General features: G+C 72.3%; 24 protein-coding genes. 13 read left to right on the top strand and 11 right to left on the bottom strand.

Annotated elements, in window-relative coordinates:
- Positions 1 to 210 precede the first annotated feature (210 nt).
- Positions 211 to 1,713 (top strand): LVIVD repeat-containing protein, encoded by a 1,503-nt coding sequence (locus ACLIN4_RS04360; RefSeq protein WP_107478018.1) that lies wholly within the window; start codon positions 211 to 213, stop codon positions 1,711 to 1,713.
- Here the strand turns inward: ACLIN4_RS04360 and ACLIN4_RS04355 are convergent.
- The 5 genes from ACLIN4_RS04355 to ACLIN4_RS04335 all read right to left on the bottom strand — a co-directional run bounded on the left by ACLIN4_RS04355 (position 1,701) and on the right by ACLIN4_RS04335 (position 5,753).
- Positions 1,701 to 2,411 carry a TetR/AcrR family transcriptional regulator gene (locus ACLIN4_RS04355; RefSeq protein WP_107478017.1) on the bottom strand — a complete coding sequence of 237 codons (711 nt, stop codon included), beginning with the start codon at positions 2,409 to 2,411 and terminating at the stop codon, positions 1,701 to 1,703. The genes ACLIN4_RS04360 and ACLIN4_RS04355 overlap by 13 nt on opposite strands.
- Before the next feature lie 190 nt (positions 2,412 to 2,601).
- A complete protein-coding gene (locus ACLIN4_RS04350; protein WP_411575512.1) occupies positions 2,602 to 3,291 on the bottom strand; it encodes an HAD family hydrolase in 690 nt (229 codons plus the stop codon).
- Positions 3,292 to 3,342: 51 nt separating this feature from the next.
- Positions 3,343 to 4,014 (bottom strand): phosphatase PAP2 family protein, encoded by a 672-nt coding sequence (locus ACLIN4_RS04345; RefSeq protein ID WP_107478015.1) that lies wholly within the window; start codon positions 4,012 to 4,014, stop codon positions 3,343 to 3,345.
- A gap of 130 nt (positions 4,015 to 4,144) precedes the next feature.
- Positions 4,145 to 5,080 (bottom strand): M56 family metallopeptidase, encoded by a 936-nt coding sequence (locus tag ACLIN4_RS04340; RefSeq protein WP_381912231.1) that lies wholly within the window; start codon positions 5,078 to 5,080, stop codon positions 4,145 to 4,147.
- A gap of 94 nt (positions 5,081 to 5,174) precedes the next feature.
- On the bottom strand, positions 5,175 to 5,753 hold the full coding sequence (locus tag ACLIN4_RS04335) for a DUF5134 domain-containing protein (protein ID WP_289907725.1): 579 nt from the start codon (positions 5,751 to 5,753) through the stop codon (positions 5,175 to 5,177).
- A 200-nt stretch (positions 5,754 to 5,953) separates the two neighbouring features.
- Between ACLIN4_RS04335 and ACLIN4_RS04330 the strand changes: the two genes are divergently transcribed.
- Positions 5,954 to 7,642, top strand: a complete 1,689-nt coding sequence (locus tag ACLIN4_RS04330; RefSeq protein WP_411575511.1) for an FUSC family protein — start codon at positions 5,954 to 5,956, stop codon at positions 7,640 to 7,642.
- Positions 7,639 to 8,196, top strand: coding sequence for a MarR family winged helix-turn-helix transcriptional regulator (locus ACLIN4_RS04325; protein WP_411575510.1), 558 nt, complete (start codon positions 7,639 to 7,641; stop codon positions 8,194 to 8,196). The genes ACLIN4_RS04330 and ACLIN4_RS04325 overlap by 4 nt, the downstream gene beginning before the upstream one ends.
- A 63-nt stretch (positions 8,197 to 8,259) precedes the next feature.
- Here ACLIN4_RS04325 and ACLIN4_RS04320 read toward each other — a convergent pair whose 3' ends face one another.
- Positions 8,260 to 9,024, bottom strand: a complete 765-nt coding sequence (locus tag ACLIN4_RS04320; protein ID WP_179342646.1) for a VOC family protein — start codon at positions 9,022 to 9,024, stop codon at positions 8,260 to 8,262.
- A 120-nt stretch (positions 9,025 to 9,144) separates the two neighbouring features.
- Complete coding sequence (locus ACLIN4_RS04315; RefSeq protein WP_107479401.1) at positions 9,145 to 9,537, bottom strand: VOC family protein; 393 nt, start codon at positions 9,535 to 9,537, stop codon at positions 9,145 to 9,147.
- Positions 9,538 to 9,613: 76 nt separating this feature from the next.
- On the opposite strand from ACLIN4_RS04315, the gene ACLIN4_RS04310 reads away from it, so the two are divergent.
- A complete protein-coding gene (locus ACLIN4_RS04310) occupies positions 9,614 to 10,153 on the top strand; it encodes a GNAT family N-acetyltransferase (RefSeq protein WP_411575509.1) in 540 nt (179 codons plus the stop codon).
- A gap of 67 nt (positions 10,154 to 10,220) precedes the next feature.
- On the opposite strand, the gene ACLIN4_RS04305 is transcribed toward ACLIN4_RS04310, so the two are convergent.
- Positions 10,221 to 10,904 carry a glycerophosphodiester phosphodiesterase gene (locus tag ACLIN4_RS04305; protein WP_107479402.1) on the bottom strand — a complete coding sequence of 228 codons (684 nt, stop codon included), beginning with the start codon at positions 10,902 to 10,904 and terminating at the stop codon, positions 10,221 to 10,223.
- A 227-nt stretch (positions 10,905 to 11,131) separates the two neighbouring features.
- Between ACLIN4_RS04305 and ACLIN4_RS04300 the strand changes: the two genes are divergently transcribed.
- The 4 genes from ACLIN4_RS04300 to ACLIN4_RS04285 all read left to right on the top strand — a co-directional run bounded on the left by ACLIN4_RS04300 (position 11,132) and on the right by ACLIN4_RS04285 (position 15,064).
- The gene (locus ACLIN4_RS04300) at positions 11,132 to 12,535 is read left to right on the top strand and encodes a DUF6421 family protein (RefSeq protein ID WP_381939850.1); all 1,404 of its coding nucleotides are present in this window, start codon (positions 11,132 to 11,134) and stop codon (positions 12,533 to 12,535) included.
- Positions 12,536 to 12,591: 56 nt separating this feature from the next.
- Entirely contained in the window at positions 12,592 to 13,338 is a 747-nt protein-coding gene (locus tag ACLIN4_RS04295; protein ID WP_100049481.1) for an SDR family NAD(P)-dependent oxidoreductase, read from the top strand.
- Positions 13,335 to 14,405, top strand: a complete 1,071-nt coding sequence (locus ACLIN4_RS04290; protein WP_107479404.1) for a threonine aldolase family protein — start codon at positions 13,335 to 13,337, stop codon at positions 14,403 to 14,405. The genes ACLIN4_RS04295 and ACLIN4_RS04290 overlap by 4 nt, the downstream gene beginning before the upstream one ends.
- An 86-nt stretch (positions 14,406 to 14,491) precedes the next feature.
- Positions 14,492 to 15,064, top strand: coding sequence for a transglutaminase-like domain-containing protein (locus ACLIN4_RS04285; protein WP_179342647.1), 573 nt, complete (start codon positions 14,492 to 14,494; stop codon positions 15,062 to 15,064).
- Between the two features lie 9 nt (positions 15,065 to 15,073).
- On the opposite strand, the gene ACLIN4_RS04280 is transcribed toward ACLIN4_RS04285, so the two are convergent.
- A complete protein-coding gene (locus ACLIN4_RS04280) occupies positions 15,074 to 15,802 on the bottom strand; it encodes a lysophospholipid acyltransferase family protein (protein ID WP_107479406.1) in 729 nt (242 codons plus the stop codon).
- A gap of 434 nt (positions 15,803 to 16,236) precedes the next feature.
- Between ACLIN4_RS04280 and ACLIN4_RS04275 the strand changes: the two genes are divergently transcribed.
- From ACLIN4_RS04275 to ACLIN4_RS04255, 5 genes are all read left to right on the top strand, one after another.
- On the top strand, positions 16,237 to 16,551 hold the full coding sequence (locus ACLIN4_RS04275) for a thioredoxin family protein (RefSeq protein WP_411576732.1): 315 nt from the start codon (positions 16,237 to 16,239) through the stop codon (positions 16,549 to 16,551).
- Positions 16,552 to 16,697: 146 nt separating this feature from the next.
- Entirely contained in the window at positions 16,698 to 17,207 is a 510-nt protein-coding gene (locus ACLIN4_RS04270; RefSeq protein ID WP_411575508.1) for a flavin reductase family protein, read from the top strand.
- Positions 17,208 to 17,428: 221 nt separating this feature from the next.
- Positions 17,429 to 18,217: an electron transfer flavoprotein subunit beta/FixA family protein gene (locus tag ACLIN4_RS04265; RefSeq protein WP_107479408.1), complete on the top strand. Its 789-nt coding sequence runs from the start codon at positions 17,429 to 17,431 to the stop codon at positions 18,215 to 18,217.
- A 55-nt stretch (positions 18,218 to 18,272) separates the two neighbouring features.
- Positions 18,273 to 19,235 (top strand): electron transfer flavoprotein subunit alpha/FixB family protein, encoded by a 963-nt coding sequence (locus ACLIN4_RS04260; protein WP_411575507.1) that lies wholly within the window; start codon positions 18,273 to 18,275, stop codon positions 19,233 to 19,235.
- A 165-nt stretch (positions 19,236 to 19,400) separates the two neighbouring features.
- The gene (locus tag ACLIN4_RS04255; RefSeq protein WP_107479410.1) at positions 19,401 to 20,699 is read left to right on the top strand and encodes a DUF6986 family protein; all 1,299 of its coding nucleotides are present in this window, start codon (positions 19,401 to 19,403) and stop codon (positions 20,697 to 20,699) included.
- On the opposite strand, the gene ACLIN4_RS04250 is transcribed toward ACLIN4_RS04255, so the two are convergent.
- A complete protein-coding gene (locus tag ACLIN4_RS04250) occupies positions 20,680 to 21,498 on the bottom strand; it encodes a hypothetical protein (protein ID WP_411576731.1) in 819 nt (272 codons plus the stop codon). The genes ACLIN4_RS04255 and ACLIN4_RS04250 overlap by 20 nt on opposite strands.
- Positions 21,499 to 21,555: 57 nt before the next feature.
- Complete coding sequence (locus ACLIN4_RS04245) at positions 21,556 to 22,632, bottom strand: LacI family DNA-binding transcriptional regulator (protein WP_179342648.1); 1,077 nt, start codon at positions 22,630 to 22,632, stop codon at positions 21,556 to 21,558.
- Between the last annotated feature and the right edge of the window lie 231 nt (positions 22,633 to 22,863).

Genomic DNA, 22,863 nt, shown 5'->3' with positions numbered 1-22,863 from the left:
TGGCTGGATTGCCCTCCTCGGGGAGGGACGCGGAGCACCTGGTGAGGCGGAGCACCTCGTCAGTGCGATGACCGTCTTAGCACGCTTCCGCGTGTCACTGATCAAAAAACTTCATTGCGAGCCTGTTGCCCCCTGTTGGTATGAGCATGGCGAAGACGATACTGCGGGGTGCGTGAACCGTTCCGTCGGAACGGACGTAGGGAGGAAACAGTGATCCTGTTGAGCGACCCGCGAACGCGGCGCAGACGCCTGGGAGTTGCGGCGGCCGCCGCCGGTCTGCTGTCCGCGCTGCTCACGGCCGGTCCGGCCGTGGCGACCCCCGACCCGGGGGACGGCCCGGCGAAGTCGAAGGAGGTGTCCAAGAGCGAGCGCGCCGAAGCGCGCGAGGCCATCGAGGACGGCGAGATACCCGGCGTGGACCAGGTGGTCCACTCCGACAACATCGAGCACCTGGCCAACATCCCCAAGGACGCGCTGCCCGGCACCAACTCGGACCTGGCCTTCCAGGGCCGATACGCCTTCGCCGGCAACTACGACGGCTTCCGCATCTTCGACATCAGCAACCCGAAGAAGCCGAAGACCGTGGCCCAGGTGCTGTGTCCCGGCTCGCAGAACGACATCTCCGTCTCCGGCGACCTGCTGTTCCTGTCGACCGACTCCTCGCGCAGCGACAGCAGTTGCAACAGCACCACGCAGCCCGCGACGGAGAAGTCCTCCTGGGAGGGCATGAAGGTCTTCGACATCAGCGACAAGCGGAACCCGAGGTACGTCGCCGCCGTCGAGACGGCCTGCGGCTCCCACACCCACACGCTGGTGCCCGAGCGCAAGAACGTCTACATCTACGTCTCCTCGTACTCGCCGAACGCCGCGTACCCGGACTGCCAGCCGCCGCACGACGGCATCTCCGTCATCAAGGTGCCGCGCAAGGCGCCCGAGCGGGCGGCCGTCGTGGGCTTCCCGGTGCTGTTCCCCGGTGAGGGACCCGACGGCGGCGGCAACCCGGGCGGGCCGACCAACCCGGGCGTCTCCAAGACCACCGGCTGCCACGACATCACCGTCCTGCCCTCGAAGGACCTCGCGGCGGGCGCCTGCATGGGTGACGGCATCCTGTTCTCCATCAAGGACCCCGAGCGTCCCAAGGTGATCGACCGGGTCCAGGACAACGTCAACTTCGCCTTCTGGCACTCGGCGACCTTCAACCAGAAGGCGAACAAGGTCGTCTTCACCGACGAGCTGGGCGGCGGCGGTGCCGCCACCTGCAACGCGGAGGTCGGCCCGAACCGCGGCGCCGACGGCATCTACGACATCGTGGGCCGGGGCGACCACCGCGAGCTGGTCTTCCGCAGCTACTTCAAGATCCCCCGCCACCAGGCGGACACCGAGAACTGCGTGGCCCACAACGGCTCGCTGATCCCGGTCAAGGGCCGCGACATCATGGTCCAGGCCTGGTACCAGGGCGGTGTCTCCGTCTGGGAGTTCACCGACTCGAAGCGTCCGAAGGAGATCGCCTACTTCGAGCGCGGCCCGCTGAGCACGGAGACCATGTCCTCGGGCGGCTCCTGGTCGGCGTACTACTACAACGGTTACATCTACTCGAACGACATGGCCAAGGGCTTCGACGTCCTCAAGCTCAGCGACCGGCGCACCGACCCGGCCGAGCGGGTCCACCTGCGTGAGCTCAACACGCAGACGCAGCCGGACTACTTCGACTGAACCGGCCGGCCGGCCGCGTCCGTCGGGACCGGCCGGCCGGGCACACCGGTCGCGAAGAACCGCGACAGGTCCGTGTCGCACGTCGTCCCGCCGGGCGCCTCGGCGTCCGGCGGGACACCCAGCTCCCACCCCAGCCGGTAGCGCTTGAACAACTCGGCGCGCAGCACCGGCACGGGCATCGGCGCTCCGGGCAGCAGGGCGGCGAACACGGCTCCCATCAGCAGCGCGCGCAGCATCGGGTAGTCCCGGTCGACGTCCCGCGAGCCGTGCCGGGCCACGGTGTCCCGCAGGAGTTCCGCCAGCCGCCGCTGCTCCGGGCACGGGACGAAGCCCACCTCGGCCTGGAGCAGGCCCGCCATGTGCTGGCGCATGAGCACCGGCCGGTCCCTGGCGAGACCCAGGATCGCGTCGATGGCCCGCGCCATCCGCTCCGGGCCCCCGGCGGTGCGCGGCTCGCGCTCCAGCGCCTCCTCCAGCGTGCGGTGCATCAGCCGGTGCACGGCGGACTGCACGAGCTGGCGCTTGCCGGGGAAGTAGTACGAGATCAGACCGCGGGCCGAGCCGGCCCGGTCGGCGATGGCACCCAGCGTGGTGGCGTCGTACCCCTGCTCACCCACCAGCTCCACCGCGGCCTGCAGGAGCCGCTCCTTCGAACGCCTCCGCAACTCTTCATTGACCGAGGCGCTGCGCGGGGACATCCTGTACTCCTGCGTTGACTGGCTGGCAGCCAACTATACTCGGCGCAGGCGGACGGGCCCCTGCGCGGGTCCGCTCCGGCTCCGTCTGCCTCGGGCGACACGGGGGATCGTCCGAGGCGGGCGGACACCATCGGTGGTTGCCTCGGGCTACGGGAATGGTCGAGTGCGAGGCCGGGCGCGTCGGCGCCGGTCAGCGCACCAGGTCCAGCACCGGCCGCAGCCCCGACGCCCGCTGGGACACCGGCAGCGGGTCCACGAAGTGCACCGCGCAGCCGAGGGCCGCCGCACCGCCGTCCGCCCGCCGGTCGTCGCCGACCATCAGCGTCCGGTCCGGCTCGGACCCGAGCGTCGCGCAGGCGGTCGCGAACAGGCGCGGGTCGGGTTTCCGGATGCCGTGCTCGTACGACAGGACGTAGGCGTCGACGTACCGGTCCAGGCCGTGCGCGCGGAAGACCGGGCGGAGGTCCCAGCCGATGTTGCTGACCACCCCGACCGCGACTCCCCGCTCGCCCAGCGTGCTCAGCACCTCGGCGGCGTCCGGGTAGGGGCTCCAGGCGTCCGGTGTCATGTGCCGGTCGTAGAGCACGTCGTGCAGTCCCGGGTCCGGAAGCCGTACCTGCCGGGACAGTCCGGTGTACGCGGCCCGGTGCAGCCGGACGCTCTCGTCCCGGACCTCCCAGACGCCGGCGAGTTCCTCCGGTATCCGCGCCGGGGGCGTTCCGCCCGGCAGCGCCCCGGCCTCCTCCAGCGCGCGGGCCGTCGCGGCGAGGTCGGGTCCGGACAGGGTTGTCCCGGTGTCCGCGAGCGCCCCGCCCAGCCAGGCGTCGGTGGACTCGACGCGGAAGAGGGTCCCCGAGAAGTCGAACAGGACGGCAGTCATGTGCGGATGCTACGAGCCGACGTTCCACCCCGCGGCCGGGCCCTGGCGTCCTCAGGGGTGCCGACGCCCGTGCACGAGGGCCGCGACAGCGACCACCAGGGTGCCCAGGAGCCAGCCGCCGACCACGTCCGTGGCCCAGTGGACGCCGAGCCACACCCGGGTCACGCCGACGCCGGCCACGGAGACCACCGCCACCGCCAGGGCGCTCACGCGCACGCCGCGGGGGGCGTCGTAGTGGTGGAGCAGCCATACGAGCAGGCCGCAGACGAAGGTGGCGGTCATGGCGTGGCCCGAGGGGAAGGCCGCGTAGTGCGCGGAGTCCACGGGGTCGGGCCAGACGGGGCGGGCGCGGTCCACGGCCGCCTTCAGGGCCTGTTGCAGGAGGCTCCCCAGCAGGCACGTCGCCCCCAGCCACACGGCCGTCCACCGGTCGCCGCGCCGCAACCACAGCCACAGAACCACCACCGCGCACAGCAGCCGCATCGTCCAGGTGTCCCACACCCAGTCGGTGAGGATCCGCATCGCGTGCGTGATGCCGGCCTCTTCGACCGCCCAGCGGTGCGTCGTGTCGGCGATGTCGTCGTCCAGGCCGATCAGTGGGCGCCATTCGAGGGCCACCAGGGCGAGCAGCAGCGCTGAGCACGCGGTCAGCAGCCAGGTGACGCGGAGAGCGGTGCGCGGCTGCGGGGGACTGGGCGGGGAGTCGACCGAGGGCGTCTGCATGCTGCGATACTCGCCGACCCGGGCGGTCCGGGGCCAATCCCGGGCCGGTTTCCGCGATGCGGGAGCGGCGAGGGGCCGCCCGCGGGAACCCGGCGGTGTCGTTCGGACCTGCCGCAGGGCGAGGCACCGCCTACCCCAGCGCCCGCAACCCCGGTACGAACGCCACCAGCACGGGCACCACCGGCACCAGCGCGGCCGCCGCCGTCAGCCGCAGCCGACGGGCCGCGGACAGCCGGTTCGGCGGGGTGAGCAGCCGGTGCACGCGCTGCGGGACCTGGGCCTGCGCCGCCGGGCAGGGGCCGAACACGCCTCGGTCCTCGTTGAGTTCGACCAGTGCCAGCGCGGTCGTCAGCCGGCCGAAGCGGCGGGAGGCCGCGTCGTCGGCGGCGAGTTCCACCAGGCGGTGCATCTCGTCGCGGAACGCGGCGAAGACCGGAACCTGAGGGAAGCCGTCGGCCAGGGCGGCCGAGCAGTGCAGCAGCCAGTCGTGCCGCGCCCGGGCGTGCCCCTTCTCGTGGGCGAGCACCGCGTCGAGCTGACGGCCCTTGAGGCGGCGCAGGGCGGCGGTGGTGACGACCAACTGCGGGGGAGTACCGGGCAGCCACCAGGCCCCCGGCCGTTCGCCCTCCAGGACGACGAGCCGGTCCGGGCCGGGCGTCTCGCCCGGCAACAGCGGAACACGGTGCAGCAGTTCGGCGCGGCGCAGCCGACGCCGCGTCCGGGCCCGCACGACCTCACGGGCCAGCATCGCGGCGCTCCACAACCCGCCGCAGGCCAGCGTGACCGCGGTCGTGTCCGCCCAGAGCCCGGACGTGCCGAGCGCGTACGCCTCCACCACCGGACGCGGCGCCGTCGCGAAGACGTGACCGCCCACCGCGTGCCAGGCCGCCGCCGCGCTGAGCGTCATCGACAGGGCGCAGCACACGAGCACGGCGGCCACCACGCACTGCCACACCCACAGGGCGACCACCGGTTCGCGGTCCGGCCAGTCGGCGCGGGCGAGCAGCCTCGGGGCGAGGACGGCGGTCAGGGCGCCGAGCAGCAGCAGTGCCGCGGGGAGAATCATGGGGGCAGCCTATGAGCGCCGTACCGGCAGCGGCGCGGCCCTCGGCGCGAAGTGACGCAGGCAACGGTCGCGTGCCGGGCGCGGTCGCCGGACGTCACATGGTCAGCAGCATGGCCAGCATCGCGATGCCCATGGAGAGCCGGCACGCCCGCGCCAGCTCCGGCCGGTCGCCCCAGCCGTCCGTCGCGCCTCCCCCGCCTTCCGAGCCGCTCCCGACCGCCGCACCGCCCCCGGCCGCGACGGCCACCGGCAGCAGCCGTACGCCGGCCAGCAGCACGTACCCGGCGAAGTAGAGCAGCAGCACCCCGGTGAGCAGCGGAACTCCGGACCGGCCGTGGGCGTGGGCGGGGGAGCCGGCCATCACCAGCGCCATGTAGACCATGGCCGCGTCCCCGACCAGATGGTGCAGGTGATGACGTCCCGACCGGGCCGCCCACAGGGCGCGCAGCCCGGCGGCGCCGAACACCACCGCGTAGGCGGGCCACGCCCAGGAAGGCGGGGTGAACACCGCCGCGGGCACGGCCATGGCGGCCATGCCGAAGCCCATGAGCGCCTCGCCGCCGGCGGCACGGCGCTGCTCCTCGACGCCGCTGCGCATCCGCAGCAGGCAGTACGCGCCGGTCGCCGCGCAGAGCGCGACCAGCAGCCACCCGGACGACGCCGGTCCGTGCACAGGTGCCTCCCCCGCTCGCGGTTCGACGGCCGATGCCCGACGGTCGGTCAAGGACTGCCCGGGCCGTGCGGTGCGCACGCGAGCGCAAGGATGTACACGGGGGGTATTCGGGGGAGCGCGGCGGATCGCCGCTGGTCGTGCCGGTGCCGCCGACACCGGAGAGTTTATTTACAGGTAAAACACCTGTTAAGCTTTTTCTCATGAGCAGTGCGACCCCCACCCCCGGCACCTCACTCGGCCGCCGCCTGTCCCTGACCGGCGTGCTGCGCCTGCGCCGTCCCTCCGAGATCTGGTTCAAGCCCGCACTGAGTTCGGTCGCCGCGGTCGCCCCGCCCAACCTGATCCTGCTGGCGCTCGGCCGCCTCGACCTGGCGATGTACACCATGGCCGGATCCCTGTGCGCCCTCTACGCGCACAACCGCCCCTACGCCGCCCGGGCCCGCGTGCTGGCCTGGGTGGTGCTCGGCATGCTCGGTGGCGTCGCCGTCTCCCTGGTCACCGCCTCGCTCACCCGCAACGCCGTCGTCCTGGTCACCGTCGGCGCCCTGCTGGCCGCCGTCCAGAAGGCCCTGTGCGACGCCACCCGCGTCGGCCCGCCGGGCAACGTGGTCCTGACCTTCATCAGCTCCGCCGCCCTGTTCGTCCCGCAGACCTTCGGGCAGATCCCCGGTCACCTCGCCCTGGGCGCCGCCGCGGGCGCCTGGGCCTGGATCGTCGGCATGGCACCCGCCGTCGTCCGCCCGCACGGCCCGGAACGCCGGGCGACCGCCCAGGCACTGAACGCCGCAGCCGCCTACGCCGACACCCGCGGCGCCGGCGACGGCCACACGGCGGCGCGCGCCGCCGGGTACGCCGCCGTGCAGGCCGCCTGGCAGGCACTGCTGGCCCTCCCGGCGACGGGCACCCGCGCCACCACCCGGCGCGCACTGGAACACCTCGTCGTCCGAGCCGAGGTCGCGCTCGCCGCCCCCGCCGACACGGACCCGGAGCGGCTGCGCGACTGGGCCCGCGCCCTGCGCGGCACCGGCCGGATCCCGCGCACCGGCGCCACCCCGGCCGCCGCCGACGAACTCCTCGGCGTGGACACCGAACTCGCCGCGCCGTCCGCGCCCCTGTGGCGGCGGCTGGGCCCCCTGGGCCCGATCGCCCTGCGCACCGCCCTCGGCTGCGCCCTGGCCGGCTACGCCTCCCTCGCCCTCGGCATCGGCCGCCCGTACTGGGCGCTGGTCACCGCGGCCGCCCTCTACCAGGCCAACATGACCCTGACCTGGAGCCGGGCCGTCCAGCGCGTCGTGGGCAACATCGCCGGGGTGCTGCTGTTCGCCGCCATCGCCCCGCTCGCCCACCTCGGACAGGCCCTCCTGGTCCTGTTCTGCCTCGCCCTCAACTTCGGCGCCGAGGCGCTCATCACCCGCAACTACTGGCTCGGCAGCGTCTGCGTGACCCCCATGGCACTGCTCATCACCGAATTCGCCGGCTACCAGCAGCCCGGCGAGCTGATCACCGAGCGCGTGGTCGACACCCTCGTCGGCGCCCTGGTCGGCTTCCTGGCCGCCGTGGCCGTCACCAACCGGCGTGCCGGGAGCCGTGTCGGGCAGGCGGTGACCGCGGCCGACCGTGCCCGGGAGCACGCCGCCCGCCTCCTGGCGGAGCCCGACCCCGCCCCCGGCGCCCTGGAGGCCGCCCGCCGGGGCCTGGCCGCCGCGCTCACCGACCTGCGGGCCACTGTCGACGCCGCGGCCGGAGAATGGTGGGGGCGCGCGCTGCCCCAGGAGAGGGTCGTGCTCGCCGAGCAGTCCGGACACCGTACGCTCGCCGCAACGGTCCGACGCCAGGCAGCGCGTCCGCACCGGGAAACGGGCACGAGAACGGAGGACGTACGGCCATGACCGCAACCGACGGGGGATCGGCGACCAGGAGCGACGCGAGGGGCCGGCCGGGCGGGGACACCGTCGCCGCGGTCGTACGGCAGTGGCAGGCCGTGCACCCCGACCTCGACACCGGGCCGATGGAGATCATCGGCCGCATCAACCGCTGCGCCGCCCTCCTCCAGCAGGCCGAGGACGCCCCCCTGCGCCGGGCCGGCCTCAGCCGCGCCGAGTTCGACCTGCTCGGCGCCCTGCGCCGCACCGGACACGAGCTCACCCCGGGCGATCTGGCCCGCGAGACCTTCTCCTCGGGCGCCGCGGTCACCAAACGCCTCAAGCAGCTCACCGAACGCGGACTGGTGGAGCGGCGCGGCGACACCCGCGACCGCAGGGTCGCCCACGTCCGCCTCACGGACGCCGGCCGCGACCTCGTCGACGGCATCCTGCCCGAACAGCTCTCCTACGAGTCCGCCGTCCTGTCCGGCGTCGACGGACCCGACCAGGAAGAGCTGGCGGCGCTCCTGGGGGCGCTGCTGGCCCGGCTCGAGAGCCGTCCGCAGGCACTGCGCATCTGAGGCTCCCTCCGGGACCGCAGGCGGTGCGAGCCGTACCGCTGAGCCCTCCCGGCAGCCGTGACGTCAGCGCTCGTCGCCCGCGCGGTACACGCCGAACATCGCCCCCTGGGGATCCCGCAGCACCGCGATGCGCGGCCCGTCGGGGGGCGAGGTGGGCTCCATGAGCACGGTGCCGTCGCTGTCGGTCGTGTCGACGGCGGCGGTGTCCACGTCCGCCACGGCGAAGTACGGCAGCCAGTGGGCCGGCACCTCGTGCGGGAACTTGTCGTCCATCGTCACCATGCCGCCGAAGTCCGCGCCGTCGATCCCCCACTGCGGGTAGCGGTCCGACGCGGTCACGCTCCAGCCGAACACCGTGGTGTAGAAGTCGGCGGCACGGTCCGGCTCCCGGGTCAGCAGCTCCACCCAGCCGAGCGCGCCGGGCGCGTTGAACAGGCCGGCGCCCGGGAACGACCGCCCCTGCCACAGCTGGAACACCGCGCCGCCCGGATCGGCGGCCACCGCGAACCGGCCGGAGTCGAAGACGTCCGTGGGTCCCTGCAGGGCCGACCCGCCGGCCGCCGTCACCTGCCGCACGGCGGCGTCCGCGTCACGGACCGCGAAGGACACGTTCCAGGCGACCGGCTGCGCCTGCTGGTAGAGCGGCGTCAGGGCGGCGACCGCCGCCTCGCCGAGACGGGCGATCGTGTAGCCGCCCGCCTGCTGCCGGGAGTCCGTCTCGGGGCGCCAGCCGAACAGCTTGGTGTAGAACCGCTTCGCCGCTTCCAGGTCGTTGGTCCCCAGCTCGGCCCAGCAGGGACCGCCGGGCACCGGTTCGTGGAGCTTCATCGCGTGGGAGTCCTTCCGCTCGGCCGGGACCTCCGTCCCCCTCCAGCACGCTAAGGCCGGGCCCGGACCGCGGCCATCCGGCGGCACCGCCCCGGTGGCCGCCGGTACCGCTCCGGTGGCTCAGATTCCCGGCCGGTAGCGCAGCGGATGGTCCGCCGGCACCTCCACCAGCACGATCTGTGTGCCGTCCGGGTCGGCGATCCACATCTCCACCAGCCCCCACGGCTCCTGCACTGGCGGCCGCACGATGTCGACGCCCTTCGCGCGCAGTTCCTCGTGGGCCGCGGCGGCGTTCTCGACCTGGAGCCACAGCTTGAGGGCCGGTGTCAGGGGAGCCTCGGCCCGGCCGGAGACCTCCAGGAAACCGCCGCCGAGGAAGTACACGGTCCCCCGCTCCGGCCCGGTGCCGAACTCCCGGTGGACGGCCAGGCCGAGCTGTTCGCCGTAGAAGGCCCGGGAGCGGTCGGGGTCGGTGGGACGGAGCAGGGTCCGGCTGCTGAGTACATGCACCATGCGGACCGAGGTTAGCGGCAGCGTTACTCTCTTCGGTGCCCCCGCCGCGCCCGAGCACGAACCGGAGACGCCCCCCATGGACACCACCACCGGCCGACTGACCTACCGCGACGCCACCGACGCCGACGTGGACGAGCTCGTGGCGCTCATAGAGTCCGCGTACCGGGGCGACTCCAGCCGGGCCGGGTGGACCACCGAGGCGGACATCCTCCAGGGACAGCGCACGGACCCGGAGGGCGTCCTGGAGGTGATCAAGTCGCCGGACAGCCGCCTGCTGACGGTCGCGCGGGACGGCGTCGTCGTGGCCTGCTGCCAGCTCGAGCACCGCGGTGCGCACGCCTACTTCGGGATGTTCGCCGTCAGCCCGGCGCTCCAGGGCGCGGGTCTGGGCAAGACGATCATCGCGGAGGCGGAGCGGCGGGCCCGTAAGGCGTGGGACGTCACGGAGATGCACATGACCGTGATCTCCGTGCGCGAGGACCTCATCGCCTGGTACGAGCGCCGCGGTTACCGCCGTACGGGAGAGATGAGCCCGTTCCCGTACGGCGACGAGCGCTTCGGCATTCCGCAGCGGGACGACCTGCAGTTCGAGCTGCTGGTCAAGCCGCTGGTGTGACGCGCGCCCGGCCGCTCGGACCGTGCGGCGGACCTGGCCGCCCAGGCCGTGGAGCGGATCCGGCCGCTCAGGCCGTGAACCGGCCGGTGCGCTTGATCTCGGGGAGGTCGGTCGTCGCGCCGTCGAGACCCAGGGCGCGCACCAGGCGCAGCTGGTCCTGGGTGTTCACGGTCCAGGAGAAGACCCTGAGGCCCGCCTTGCGGGCCTTCTCTACGATCTCCAGTGTGATCCGGTTGATGTCCAGGCACAGGGCCCCGGCGCCGGCCGCCACGGCCCGGTCCACGACCTCGGGACCGTAGTACTGCGCGACCAGCGCGGTCCGCACCCCCGGCACCAGCCGCGCGATCTCGACGATCGCCTCGTCGTGGAACGAGATGACCTCCACCCGGTCCACCAGGTCCCGCCGCAGCATCACCTCGGCGAGCGTGCGCGCGGCCGCCACGTCCTTGATCTCGGCCTGCAACGGCGCCGAGATCGCGTCCAGGACCTCCTCGAAGACCGGGATCCGCTCCCCGCGGCCGGCGTCCAGCGACCGCAGCTCCTCCAGGGTCTTGTCGGCGATCGCGCCCGTGCCGTCCGTGGTGCGGTCCACGTCCGCGTCGTGCATGACGACGAGCGCACCGTCCTTGCTCAGGTGCAGGTCCAGTTCGACGACGTCGAGGCCGGCCTGCTCGGCGGCGACGAAGGAACGCAGGGTGTTCTCGGGTTCGACACCCATCGCTCCGCGGTGACCGATGGTGAGGAAGTTCAAGGCTCGACTCGCTTCCGTAGACGGCGGCGATGGCAGGGCGCAGCCTAACGGCCCTGCGGGACCGTTTCCCCTCGGCCGCGCTGGGTATCCGGAATCCGGCGTCCCACAGGAAAAAGTGCGGTGAAGCGTGGGGTACGGCAGGATAATTTACGGAGACTCCCCTTGAAGGGGGAAACCTCGTATGTCTACGGTGTCCTGACGCAAGCTTCTCCAGTGGAGGATGGGACATGACGGAAATTCTTGTGCGGGTGGGTGCGGAGGAGAAGGTTCCTCCGGTGAGCAGGGTGGTCGAGCACCCGGCGTGGCCCGTGCTCAAGGATGCCGTGGAGCGCATCCGGCCCTGGCAGTCCAAGGACGGCTCGATCGACTTCGACGCCGAGGGCGCCCCGGAGCGGGCCGTCGCCGAGGACGCCGTACGCCGTGTCGCCGATGCCGTCGAGGAGCTGTCCCCGCTGCTCCCGCACGACCGCGCCTACCACGAGGCGCTGGTGAAGGACCTCGGCCGCTGGGCCGACGGCGGCTTCCAGGTGCCCGACTTCCTGGACTCGCTGCTGGCCTTCCAGCCCGCCGCGAACCGCGCGGACGGCCTCCAGCACCTGGTCGTCTTCCCGATGTACACGCAGAACGGCAATCCGGACCGCAACCTCGAGGCGGTCGTCCTGCGCATGGTCTGGCCCGACTGGCTGGCCGAGCTGGAGCGCACCCGCTACGACAACCCGCTCTTCTGCGGCATCACCTTCGAGGACTTCACGGCCGGCTACGACACCAACTCCGCCGTCCTCTTCCCGGAGACCATCGCCGTGCGTGAGGCCCCGGAGCGCTTCTCCTGGGGCGGCATCTTCTGCGACCGCGAGGCCGCCCGCTTCCGCCGCGTCACCGACGCCGCCGTCGGCATCCTGGGCCTGGAACTGCCCGAGGACGTCGCCGCGATGGTCCACGACCAGAAGCGCTGCGAAGAGGCCTTCGTCCTGTGGGACATGGTCCACGACCGCACCCACAGCCACGGCGACCTGCCCTTCGATCCGTTCATGATCAAGCAGCGCCAGCCGTTCTGGATGTACGGCCTGGAGGAGCTGCGCTGCGACCTCACCGCCTTCAAGGAGGCCGTGAAGCTTGAGGCCGACGGCGTCCCGCAGGCGCGCGACGTGCAGTACGCGGTCCTCTTCGACCGGATGTTCCGCTTCCCGGTCACCGGCGAGCGCGTGCGCAACTACGACGGCCTGGGCGGACAGCTCCTCTTCGCGTACCTGCACAAGCACGACGTCGTGCGCTGGACCGACAACAAGCTCTTCATCGACTGGCAGCGCGCCCCGCAGGTCACCAACCAGCTGTGCGCCGACATCGAGACGCTCTACCGGGACGGCATCGACCGCCCCAAGCTCGTCCACTGGTTCGCCGGCTACGAACTGGTCTCCACCTACCTCGCCCCGCACCCGGGCTCGAAGTGGGCCAAGGGCCCCGACGCCCTGGACCTGACCCTGCCGCCGCGCAAACTCGTCGACGACGTGCTCCCGGACGAGTTTCCGCTGAGCATGTTCTATGAGGCTCTGTCCAAGAAGCTGAAGAACGTGATCGCTTCCACCAAGGGCATCACGGCCTCGGCGGACGACGCCGAGCGGGCCGCCGCGTGAACGACGGCACCGGCGGGCAGGAACAGGCACGGCAACAGGCTCGGGAGGCGAGGACCATGGGGAACGGGGCGCTCGACGGCGCGGTGATCGCGGTGGCAGGGGCGGGCGGACCCGCCGGACGGGCCGCGCTGCTGCGGCTCGCCGAGGCGGGCGCGACGGTCGTCGGCTCGGACAACGACCCCGAGCGGCTGGCGGAGGCGGTCGACGCGGCGCGCTACGCCCACGGCGGCGCCACCGTCACCGGAGAGAAGGTCGACCTGCTCGACCTCGACTCCACCCGCGCCTGGGCCGACCGCATCGAGAAGGACTACGGCCGGGTCGACGGCCTGGTCCACCTCGTCGGCGGCTGGCGCGGCAGCCAGACCTTCACCAAGACCGACCTGGGCGACTGGGACCTCCTGGAGAAGCTGCTGATCCGCACCGTGCAGCACACCTCCCTCGCCTTCCACGAGGCGCTCCAGCGCAGCGACCGCGGCCGCTACGTCCTGATCAGCGCCGCCGGCGCGTCCAAGCCCACCGCGGGCAACGCCGCCTACTCGGCGGCCAAGGCCGCCTCCGAGGCGTGGACGCTGGCCATGGCGGACTACTTCCGCAAGGCGGGGGGCGAGCAGGGGCCGACGTCGGCGGCTGCGATCCTGGTGGTCAAGGCGTTGGTGCACGACGCGATGCGCGCCGAGCGCCCCAACGCGAAGTTCGCGGGCTTCACGGACGTCAAGGACCTGGCCGAGGCGGTCGCCGGAGTCTGGGAGAAGCCCGCCGCGGAAGTGAACGGAAACCGTCTGTGGCTGACCGAGAAGCCGTGAACCCCCCGAAGACCGACGCGCGTCGCCACCACGACCCCGAGGCCCGCGGTTTCGCCAGTGACAACTACGCCGGCGCGCACCCCGAGGTGCTCGCCGCCCTGGCCCTGGCCAACGGCGGGCACCAGGTCGCGTACGGCGAGGACGAGTACACCGAGAACCTCCAGCGGGTGATCCGCAGCCACTTCGGCTCGGGCGCCGAGGCGTTCCCGGTCTTCAACGGCACCGGCGCCAACGTCGTCGCGCTCCAGGCGGTCACCGACCGCTGGGGCGCGGTGATCTGCGCCGAGAGCGCGCACATCAACGTCGACGAGGGCGGGGCCCCGGAGCGCATGGGCGGCCTGAAGCTGCTCACCGTGCCCACCCCGGACGGCAAGCTCACGCCGGACCTGATCGACCGGCAGGCGTACGGCTGGGACGACGAGCACCGCGCGATGCCGCAGGTCGTCTCGATCACCCAGAGCACGGAGCTCGGCACCCTCTACACGCCCGACGAGATCCGCGCCATCTGCGAGCACGCCCACGCGCACGGCATGAAGGTCCACCTGGACGGCTCCCGGATAGCCAACGCCGCCGCCTCCCTGGACGTGCCCATGCGGACGTTCACCAACGCGGTCGGCGTGGACCTCCTCTCCCTCGGCGGCACCAAGAACGGTGCCCTGTTCGGCGAGGCGGTCGTGGTCCTGAACCAGGACGCCGTGCGCCACATGAAGCACCTGCGCAAGCTGTCCATGCAGCTCGCCTCGAAGATGCGTTTCGTGTCGGTGCAGCTGGAGGCGCTGCTCGCCAAGGACCTGTGGCTGCGCAACGCCCGGCACTCCAACGAGATGGCCCAGCGCCTGGCCGAGGGCGTGCGCGCCGTGCACGGCGTGGAGATCCTCTACCCGGTGCAGGCCAACGCCGTCTTCGCCCGGCTGCCGCACGAGGTGAGCGAGCGCCTGCAGAAGCGGTTCCGCTTCTACTTCTGGGACGAGGCGGCCGGTGACGTGCGCTGGATGTGCGCCTTCGACACCACCGAGGACGACGTCGACGCGTTCGTCGCCGCCCTCAAGGAGGAGATGGCGCGCTAGCGGGAACAGCCCACGCGCTGCATAGGTATGCGGTCACCTGAAAAGTCATTGACTGTCGGGTGACCGCGTTCCTATGCTCTGCGGGCATGGAGCTGATCCAGAAGGACCCCGACCTGTCCGCCTATCTTGCGGTCGACGAAGCAATCGATCACGACCATCCGCGCGTGCGGGAAGTAGCCGCAAGGCTCGCCAAGGAGGCGCAGGACTCGTATGCCTATGCGCGGCTGGCCTTCGAATTCGTACGCGACACCATCCCGCACTCGCAGGACTCCGGTGATCCGCGCGTCACCTGGCGGGCCTCCGACGTCCTGGAGCAGCGCACCGGCATCTGCTACGCCAAGGCCCACGCGCTGACCGCGCTGCTGCGGGCCGAGGACATCCCGACGGCCCTGTGCTATCAGCGCTTCGACGTGGTGCACGGGCTGGTCGCCGTACGGTTCGACGGGGCGTGGCACCGGCAGGACCCGCGCGGCAACAAGCCCGGCGTGGACGCGCAGTTCTCCCTGGGGCGGGAGCGGCTGGCCTTCACGCCGGACCACGAGGCGGGCGAGGCCGACTACCCGGAGCTGTACGCCGCGCCGCATCCGGCCGTGCTGGAGGTGCTGAAGGCGGCCGCCGACCGGCCGCACCTGTGGGCGACGCTCCCGGCCGCGCTCTGAAGCGCCGGATCAGTGCGCCTCGGCGGTGCGCACCTGCTCCGGTGTGGGGGCGGTGCCGCCGAGGTGGGCCGGCATCCACCAGGTGTCTTCCGCGTTCCTCGGGCGGACCGGGTAGGCACGCTGGGCAGCCTCCAGCAGCTCCTGCACCCGCTCGCGCAGCCGGCGGGTGATGGCGCCGGCGTACTGCTCACGGGAGGCCTCGATCGCCTCGCCGACCCGGATCGTGATCGGAATGTGGCTGCGCTTGAAGTTGCGCGGGTGCCCCTTGGTCCACAGCCGCTGCGTACCCCACACGGCCATCGGGACCAGCGGGACGCCGGCCTCCTGCGCCAGCCGCGCGGCGCCCGACTTGAAGCTCTTCAGCGTGAACGACTCGGAGATCGTGGCCTCCGGGAAGACCCCGACGATCTCACCGGACCGCAGCGAGTCCAGGGCGTGCGCGTACGCGGCCTCGCCCTGCTTGCGGTCGACCGGGATGTGCTTCATGCCGCGCATCAGCGGCCCCGAGACCCGGTGCCGGAACACCGACTCCTTCGCCATGAACCGCACGAGCCGCTTCTGCGGCAGCGCCGCCAGGCCGTCGAAGATGAAGTCCAGGTAGCTGATGTGGTTGCTCACCAGCACGGCGCCGCCCGAGCGCGGGATGTTCTCCGATCCCTGGCAGTCGATCTTGAGATCCCACACCTTGAACAGGGTGCGGGCGAGACCGATCGCCGGGCGGTAGACGAGTTCTGCCATGGGCGGGTCGAACCCTTCCTTGTCGGCCTGGGAAGTGGGCTCCCAGTCGAAAGTTACGCAGCCGTAGGTTTACGGCTTGTCGCAGATCGTGCCCCAAGAACGGCCGGTGTACCAGCCTTGGTGCCCGTCCGTGGCGAGATTCTCATCACGTCACGGGCCGTCGTGTGGCCGGAACGCGACGGTGGACCGGGAATCTCCGTCGGCCCGTGAGTGCTGAAACGGTGACGGACGGATCGGTGGCACGCGTGAGCGTGCCCATGAGTGCCGCGTTTGGCGGCGGAGCGAGGACGCGGGTGCACGGGCAGGACGACGGCAGGAGTCTCGACCCCTCTCCCGGCCCGCGGCCCGGCGGGCCCGACCCCCGAGGCGGAGCGGCCGACCCCCGAGGCGGAGCGGCCGACCCGCGAGGAGGGGCGGCCGACCCGCGAGACGGCGTGCCCGGCCGGCGGCTCGTCGCGGCCGACCTGGGCGTGGACCTGGGCGCGCGCGCCACGCTCGTGCAGTTCTCCAGCGCCTTCTGTGCCCCCTGCCGTGCCACCCGGCGGGTCCTCGGCGAGGTGGCCCGCATGGTCCCCGGTGTCGCCCACGTCGAGATCGACGCCGAGGCCCGCCTGGAACTGGTCCGCGCTCTCGGTGTGCTCAAGACCCCGACCGTGCTGGTCCTCGACGCCGGCGGCCGTGTCGTACGGCGCGGGGTCGGGCAGCCCCGCAAGGCGGACGTGATCGCCGCGCTGGGCGAGGCCGTGTGACTGCCGTCACGCCGGCCGTGAGGCGTTCTCCACAGCTTCGACACCCCGGGACGTATTTGACTGTGTGTGCCACCCGTCGTCAGCCTGCCCACAGGGCCTCGCTCCCCGCTCCGCGGAGCGAGGCGCAACGCAGAAGGACTTCCCCCATGACGGCCACACCCGGCCTCACCGCGTCGCCGCTCGCCACCGCCGACCTGCTGCGGTCCGTCTTCCGGCGGCACGCGGCGGGCGTCGCGGTGATCACCGCGCGCGGGGACGCCGGCCCGGTCGGCTTCACCGCCACCTCTCTCACCTCCGTCTCCACCGAGCCGCCGCTGCTCTCCTTCGGCATCGGCACCGGCTCCTCCAGCTGGCCGACGGTCTGTGAGGCCGAGTACGTCGGCGTCCACGTGCTCGGCGAGCACCAGCAGGACCTGGCCACCATCTTCGCCCGCAGCGGCGCGGACCGCTTCGCGGCGCCCACGGCCTGGCGTGAGGGCCCCGAAGGCGTGCCGGTACTGGACGGCGTCCTCGCCTGGCTCGTGTGCCGGGTGGTCGCCCGCGTGCCCGCGGGCGACCACCGCGTCGTGCTGGCCGAGGTGCTGCTCGGCGACCCCGCGGGCGCGGGCCGCCCGCTGCTGTACCACCAGGGGCGTTACAGCGGCCTGCGCGACTGACCGCTCACCGGGACGGCTTCTGCGAAGCGGTCGAGTTCCGGTTACGCTGCGTTGCGAAGGTCACAGTTCAAAGCGCTTGCTTAGCGGGCATGAACTGGGTGTACTGACGAGTAATATTTCGGGACGGAGCGCAGGTCGCCCCGCCCGGGATCGGCCGCTTGGGGCGCCTATGCTGCCTGCAAGAGGCAGCACTGAAATGTCGACGCAGTAGGAGAGCCGGCGTGAGCTTGAGGATCGTTGTCACTGTGAAGTACGTGCCCGACGCCACTGGCGACCGGCACTTCGCCGATGACCTGACCGTCGACCGCGACGATGTCGACGGTCTGCTCTCCGAGCTGGACGAGTACGCGGTCGAGCAGGCGCTGCAGATCTCGGAGAACTCCGACGACGACGTGGAGATCACCGTCCTGACGGTGGGTCCGGAGGACGCGAAGGACGCGCTGCGCAAGGCGCTGTCCATGGGCGCGGACAAGGCGATCCACGTCGAGGACGACGACCTGCACGGCACCGACGCCATCGGCACTTCGCTGGTGCTGGCCAAGGCGGTCGAGAAGGCCGGCTACGACCTGGTGATCTCCGGCATGGCCTCGACCGACGGCACCATGGGCGTCGTGCCCGCGCTGCTCGCGGAGCGTCTGGGTGTGCCGCAGGTGACGCTGCTGTCCGAGGTCTCGGTCGAGGGCGGCACCGTGAAGGGCCGCCGGGACGGCGACGCCGCCACCGAGCAGCTGGAGGCCTCCCTGCCGGCGGTCGTGTCGGTCACCGACCAGTCCGGCGAGGCCCGTTACCCGTCCTTCAAGGGCATCATGGCGGCCAAGAAGAAGCCGGTGCAGTCCTGGGACCTCTCCGACCTCGACATCGACGAGGACGAGGTCGGCCTGGAGAACGCCTACACCACGGTCGAGTCCGCGACCGAGCGCCCGGCGCGCACCGCGGGCACCATCGTCAAGGACGAGGGCGAGGGCGGCAAGCAGCTCGCCGAGTTCCTCGCGGGCCAGAAGTTCATCTGAGCCCCGGATCCGCCGACCGCCCCTCACATCTCGCAAGCAGGAGAGAAGAAGTCCCATGGCTGAAGTTCTCGTCTACGTCGACCACGTGGACGGTGCCGTCCGCAAGCCCACCCTGGAGCTGCTGACCCTCGCCCGCCGCGTCGGCGAGCCCGTCGCCGTCGCCCTCGGCAACGGCGCCGCCGACACCGCCGCCGCCCTCGCCGAGCACGGAGCGGTCAAGGTCCTCACCCACGAGGCCGCCGAGTACGCCGACTACCTGGTCGTGCCGAAGGTGGACGCCCTCCAGGCCGCCGTCGAGGCCGTCCCCCCGGCCGCCGTGCTGGTGCCGTCCTCCGCCGAGGGCAAGGAGATCGCCGCCCGCCTGGCGCTGCGCCTGGGCTCCGGCATCATCACCGACGCCGTCGACCTGGAGGCCGGCGACGAGGGCCCGGTGGCCACGCAGTCGGTGTTCGCCGCCGCCTTCACCACCAAGTCCCGCGTCTCCAAGGGCACCCCGGTCATCACGGTCAAGCCGAACAGCGCGGCCGTCGAGGCGGCCCCGGCCGCCGGTGCGGTCGAGGCCCTGTCGGTCACCTTCTCCGCCGCCGCGACCGGTACGAAGGTCACCTCGCGCACGCCGCGTGAGTCGACCGGGCGTCCGGAGCTGACCGAGGCCGCGATCGTGGTCTCCGGTGGCCGTGGCGTCAACGGTGCGGAGAACTTCGCGATCATCGAGGCGCTCGCCGACTCGCTCGGTGCGGCCGTCGGTGCCTCGCGTGCCGCGGTGGACGCGGGCTGGTACCCGCACACCAACCAGGTCGGCCAGACCGGCAAGTCCGTCTCGCCGCAGCTGTACATCGCCTCCGGCATCTCCGGCGCGATCCAGCACCGCGCGGGCATGCAGACCTCGAAGACGATCGTGGCGATCAACAAGGACGCCGAGGCCCCGATCTTCGAGCTGGTCGACTACGGCGTCGTCGGCGACCTCTTCGACGTCGTCCCGCAGCTGACCGAGGAAGTCAAGTCCCGCAAGGGCTGAGCTTCCCGTCGGGACCCCGACCGAGGCCCCCGCGACCGTCCGTGGTCGCGGGGGCCTCGGCGTCTGCGCAGGATGGTGTTGACCGGCGGGAGACCGACAGATAACTTCGCTCTGCGGATTATTGATTCCGTTCAGCGGAAAAAATGGAACTCAGGAGGGTGTGGGATGGGTCAGCAGGAGAAGGTGGCAACGAGCCTCGCGGGCGCCGTCGGCGAGGAGATCAGCGCCTCCCTCGCGCCGGTCGACGCGGAGCTGGAGCGCCGCTACCCCGGAGACCCGGGCACCCGCCAGCCCGTGCACACCGTCTACGTCCCCGGTGACGTCTTCGCCGCCGACACCGTCCGCTCCTGGGGCGATCGCGCGCTCGCCGCCCTCGACGAACACGCCCCCGACGCCGCGTCCTTCGCCGCCGTCCTCGGGCTCACCGACGACCTCGCCGAGCCGGTGTACAGCCGCGTGCGCGCCAAGCTGGAGCGCGAGCCGATCGAAGACCTCCGCGTCGACTTCGAGGACGGCTACGGCAACCGCTCCGACGCCGAGGAGGACGAGGCGGCGGCCCGCGCGGCCCGGCTGATCGCCGAGGCGTACGAACAGGGCACCGCGGCCCCGTACATGGGCATCCGCATGAAGTGCATGGAGGCCCCCGTGCGCGCCCGGGGCATCCGCACCCTCGACGTCTTCCTCAGCGGCCTGATGGAGGCCGGCGGCCTGCCCGACGGACTGGTCCTCACCCTCCCCAAGGTGACGTATCCCGAGCAGGTCACCGCCATGGTCCGGCTCCTGGAGGCCTTCGAGAAGGCACGCGGCCTGGAGCCCGGCCGGATCGGCTTCGAGATCCAGATCGAGACCAGCCAGTCCATCCTGGCCGCCGACGGCACGGCCGCCGTCGCCCGCATGATCCAGGCCGCCGAGGGCCGCGCCACCGGCCTGCACTACGGCACCTTCGACTACAGCGCCTGCCTCGGCGTCTCCGCGGCGTACCAGGCCAGCGACCACCCGGCAGCCGACCACGCCAAGGCAGTCATGCAGGTCGCCGCCGCCGGCACCGGCGTACGCGTCTCCGACGGCTCCACCAACGTCCTGCCGGTCGGCCCGACCGAGAAGGTCCACGACGCCTGGCGCCTGCACTTCGGCCTCACCCGCCGCGCCCTCGCCCGCGCCTACTACCAGGGCTGGGACATGCACCCCGGTCACATCCCGACCCGGTACGCGGCCGTCTTCGCCTTCTACCGCGAGGGCTTCGAGCAGGCCGCCGCGCGTCTGGCCCGGTACGCCAACCGCACCGGCGGCGACGTGATGGACGAGCCCGCCACCGCCAAGGCCCTCAGCGGCTACCTGCTGCGCGGGCTGGACTGCGGCGCCCTCGACATCGGCGAGGTCGCGCGGCTGACCGGCCTGACCCGCGCCGACCTGGAGGGCTTCTCGGCGCCGCGGCGCGGTGACCTCACGGCGTCGGCGCAGTAGGCGGCGGCAGCGCGTCGTCCGGCGTCCGGCCGGAGCCCACGTACCGCTCCAGGCCGGACGCCGTCACCCGCTCCTCCTCGGCGAACAGCCGCGTCCCCCGCTCGCACAACCGCCGGTCGGCCCGTGCCCGCGCGCAGAACTCCTCGGGCGTCACCCCGAACAGCTCCCGCAGCCGGGCCGATCCGCGCAGCAGGTCGGTGATCAGCGGCCGCTGCTCGCCCGGATGCCGCCGCGGGGTCCCGGTGCCGTCGTGCAGGACCCCGTGGCGGTTGACGTAGGCGTACGCGCCGCGCAGCACCGTGCCGTCGCCCGGCTCGACGCGCACGTCGGGCGAGGGCAGCCAGGCGCGGTCGAAGTTGCCGGACGCCATCGGCACGCCCTCGCTCGCGTCGATCACGGCGAGCTGCTCGGTGTCGAGCCAGAGCACGAACAGCTCCCGCACGACGCCCGGGGCGCGCACCGGCGAGGCGGACACGTAGCCCATGCGGCTGACATGGGCGGAGACGCCGATGTCCAGGCCGGTGACGCGGGCCCTGACCATCGGGATCGGGGAGTCGACGCCGAACTCCGCCATCTTGTGCCGCAGTTGGCCCGGACTGCCGTTGGAGCCGATCGCCAGCACGGGCGCCCGATCCTCGTAGGACAGCCGGTCCAGCGGCAGCAGCCGGTCCCCGTCCAGCACTCCGGTCTCCCGCGGCCACGCGCCCGGATACGACAGCGGCTCCTCGCGCGGCACCCCGTCCAGTCCGAGCGCCCGCAGCGTCCGGTCCCCGCCGCCGGTGCCCGTGCGCGCGGACACGGCGGACGCCGACGCGTCCGTGTCCGCGGCGTCCCTGCGGTCGTCCGCCACGGCCGCTCAGTCCGCCGGCGGCAGCTCGCCCGAGCCCCGGGTGACCAGCCTGGTCGGCAGTTCGATGCGCTCGGGCGCGAGCAGGGTGCCGTCCAGCTGCCGGAAGAGCCGTTCGGCGGCGGTACGGCCGAGGGCCGCGGCGTCCTGGGCGACCACGGTGACGCCCGGCTGGAGCAGGTCGGCCAGCTCGATGTCGTCGAAGCCGACGAGGGCCACGGCGCGGTCGTGCTCGGCGAGGACGCGGATCACGGTGACCGTCACCCGGTTGTTGCCCGTGAAGATCGCGGTGACCGGATGCGGGTCGGCGAGCATCTCCTCGGCCGCCCGGCGCACCCGCTCGGGGTCGGTGACGCCCAGCGACATCCAGGAGTCCTCGACCGGTATCCCGGCGTCCTCCATCGCCGCCCGGTAGCCGCGCAGCCGCTCGGCGGCCGTGTGGATGCGGGGCATGTCGCCGATGAAGCCGATCCTGCGGTGGCCGTGCGCGATGAGGTGGGCCACTCCGTCTCGGGCGCCGCCGTAGTTGTCGGACAGCACCACGTCCGCGTCGACCCGCCCCGGCGGACGGTCCACGAACACCGTGGCGACGCCGGCCTTGAGTTCCGGCTCCAGGTAGCGGTGGTCGTCCCCGGCGGGGATCACCACCAGCCCGTCCACGCGCCGTGCGCACAGGGCCAGCACCAGTTCCTGCTCGCGGTCCGGGTCCTCGGCGCTGGACCCGTTGATCAGCAGGGCGCCGTGGGCGCGGGCCACCTCCTCCACGGCACGGCTGAGCGGCCCGTAGAACGGGTCGGCCAGGTCCTCCAGAACCAGGCCGATGCTGGCGGTGCGCCCCTTGCGGAGCACCCGCGCGCTGTCGTTGCGCCGGAAGCCGAGCGCGTCGATGGCCTCCTGGACACGCCGCTCGGTCTCCGGCGTGACGCCCGGCTCCCCGTTGACCACCCGGGAGACGGTCTTGAGGCCGACCCCGGCCCGTGCGGCGACGTCCTTCATGGTCGGGCGATTGCCGTAGCGGTTCCCGGGGATGCGGTCTGCGCGGCGGGGCGTGTCGGGCACGATGCGGTGTCCTGTCCTGTCGTCCACGGGAAAGCGTCGGCTCCTGTCGTCCACGGGGATCCCGGCCGTCCCCGTGGCCACGGTGTTCACGGTGTCACGGGGGATGTGCCGGTCGTGCGTTTGTATGAGGATGTGGCGTCGAGCATAGAGCCTGGACAACGTTGTCAGATGCGGGAGACACTGTCCAACGCACTCTTCGGTCCTCGTCCCCACCGTGGGACCGGTCTGCTGTGCGCTCTCGTGTTCGTGCTCTTTCAT

The sequence above is a fragment of the Streptomyces mutabilis genome, assembly GCF_046628145.1.
GTDB classification, from domain to species: Bacteria; Actinomycetota; Actinomycetes; order Streptomycetales; family Streptomycetaceae; genus Streptomyces; species Streptomyces mutabilis.
The sequence above is the reverse complement of the archived record's forward strand: the minus strand, read 5'-3'. Positions and strand labels throughout refer to the sequence as shown.

Coding starts and splice junctions, on each gene's coding strand:
- ACLIN4_RS04355 (WP_107478017.1), bottom strand. CDS start 2,411: ATGTCCCCGCGCAGCGCCTCGGTCAATGAAGAGTTGCGGAGGCGTTCG.
- ACLIN4_RS04350 (WP_411575512.1), bottom strand. CDS start 3,291: ATGACTGCCGTCCTGTTCGACTTCTCGGGGACCCTCTTCCGCGTCGAG.
- ACLIN4_RS04345 (WP_107478015.1), bottom strand. CDS start 4,014: ATGCAGACGCCCTCGGTCGACTCCCCGCCCAGTCCCCCGCAGCCGCGC.
- ACLIN4_RS04340 (WP_381912231.1), bottom strand. CDS start 5,080: ATGATTCTCCCCGCGGCACTGCTGCTGCTCGGCGCCCTGACCGCCGTC.
- ACLIN4_RS04330 (WP_411575511.1), top strand. CDS start 5,954: ATGAGCAGTGCGACCCCCACCCCCGGCACCTCACTCGGCCGCCGCCTG.
- ACLIN4_RS04325 (WP_411575510.1), top strand. CDS start 7,639: ATGACCGCAACCGACGGGGGATCGGCGACCAGGAGCGACGCGAGGGGC.
- ACLIN4_RS04320 (WP_179342646.1), bottom strand. CDS start 9,024: ATGAAGCTCCACGAACCGGTGCCCGGCGGTCCCTGCTGGGCCGAGCTG.
- ACLIN4_RS04315 (WP_107479401.1), bottom strand. CDS start 9,537: ATGGTGCATGTACTCAGCAGCCGGACCCTGCTCCGTCCCACCGACCCC.
- ACLIN4_RS04310 (WP_411575509.1), top strand. CDS start 9,614: ATGGACACCACCACCGGCCGACTGACCTACCGCGACGCCACCGACGCC.
- ACLIN4_RS04300 (WP_381939850.1), top strand. CDS start 11,132: ATGACGGAAATTCTTGTGCGGGTGGGTGCGGAGGAGAAGGTTCCTCCG.
- ACLIN4_RS04295 (WP_100049481.1), top strand. CDS start 12,592: ATGGGGAACGGGGCGCTCGACGGCGCGGTGATCGCGGTGGCAGGGGCG.
- ACLIN4_RS04285 (WP_179342647.1), top strand. CDS start 14,492: ATGGAGCTGATCCAGAAGGACCCCGACCTGTCCGCCTATCTTGCGGTC.
- ACLIN4_RS04280 (WP_107479406.1), bottom strand. CDS start 15,802: ATGGCAGAACTCGTCTACCGCCCGGCGATCGGTCTCGCCCGCACCCTG.
- ACLIN4_RS04270 (WP_411575508.1), top strand. CDS start 16,698: ATGACGGCCACACCCGGCCTCACCGCGTCGCCGCTCGCCACCGCCGAC.
- ACLIN4_RS04260 (WP_411575507.1), top strand. CDS start 18,273: ATGGCTGAAGTTCTCGTCTACGTCGACCACGTGGACGGTGCCGTCCGC.
- ACLIN4_RS04255 (WP_107479410.1), top strand. CDS start 19,401: ATGGGTCAGCAGGAGAAGGTGGCAACGAGCCTCGCGGGCGCCGTCGGC.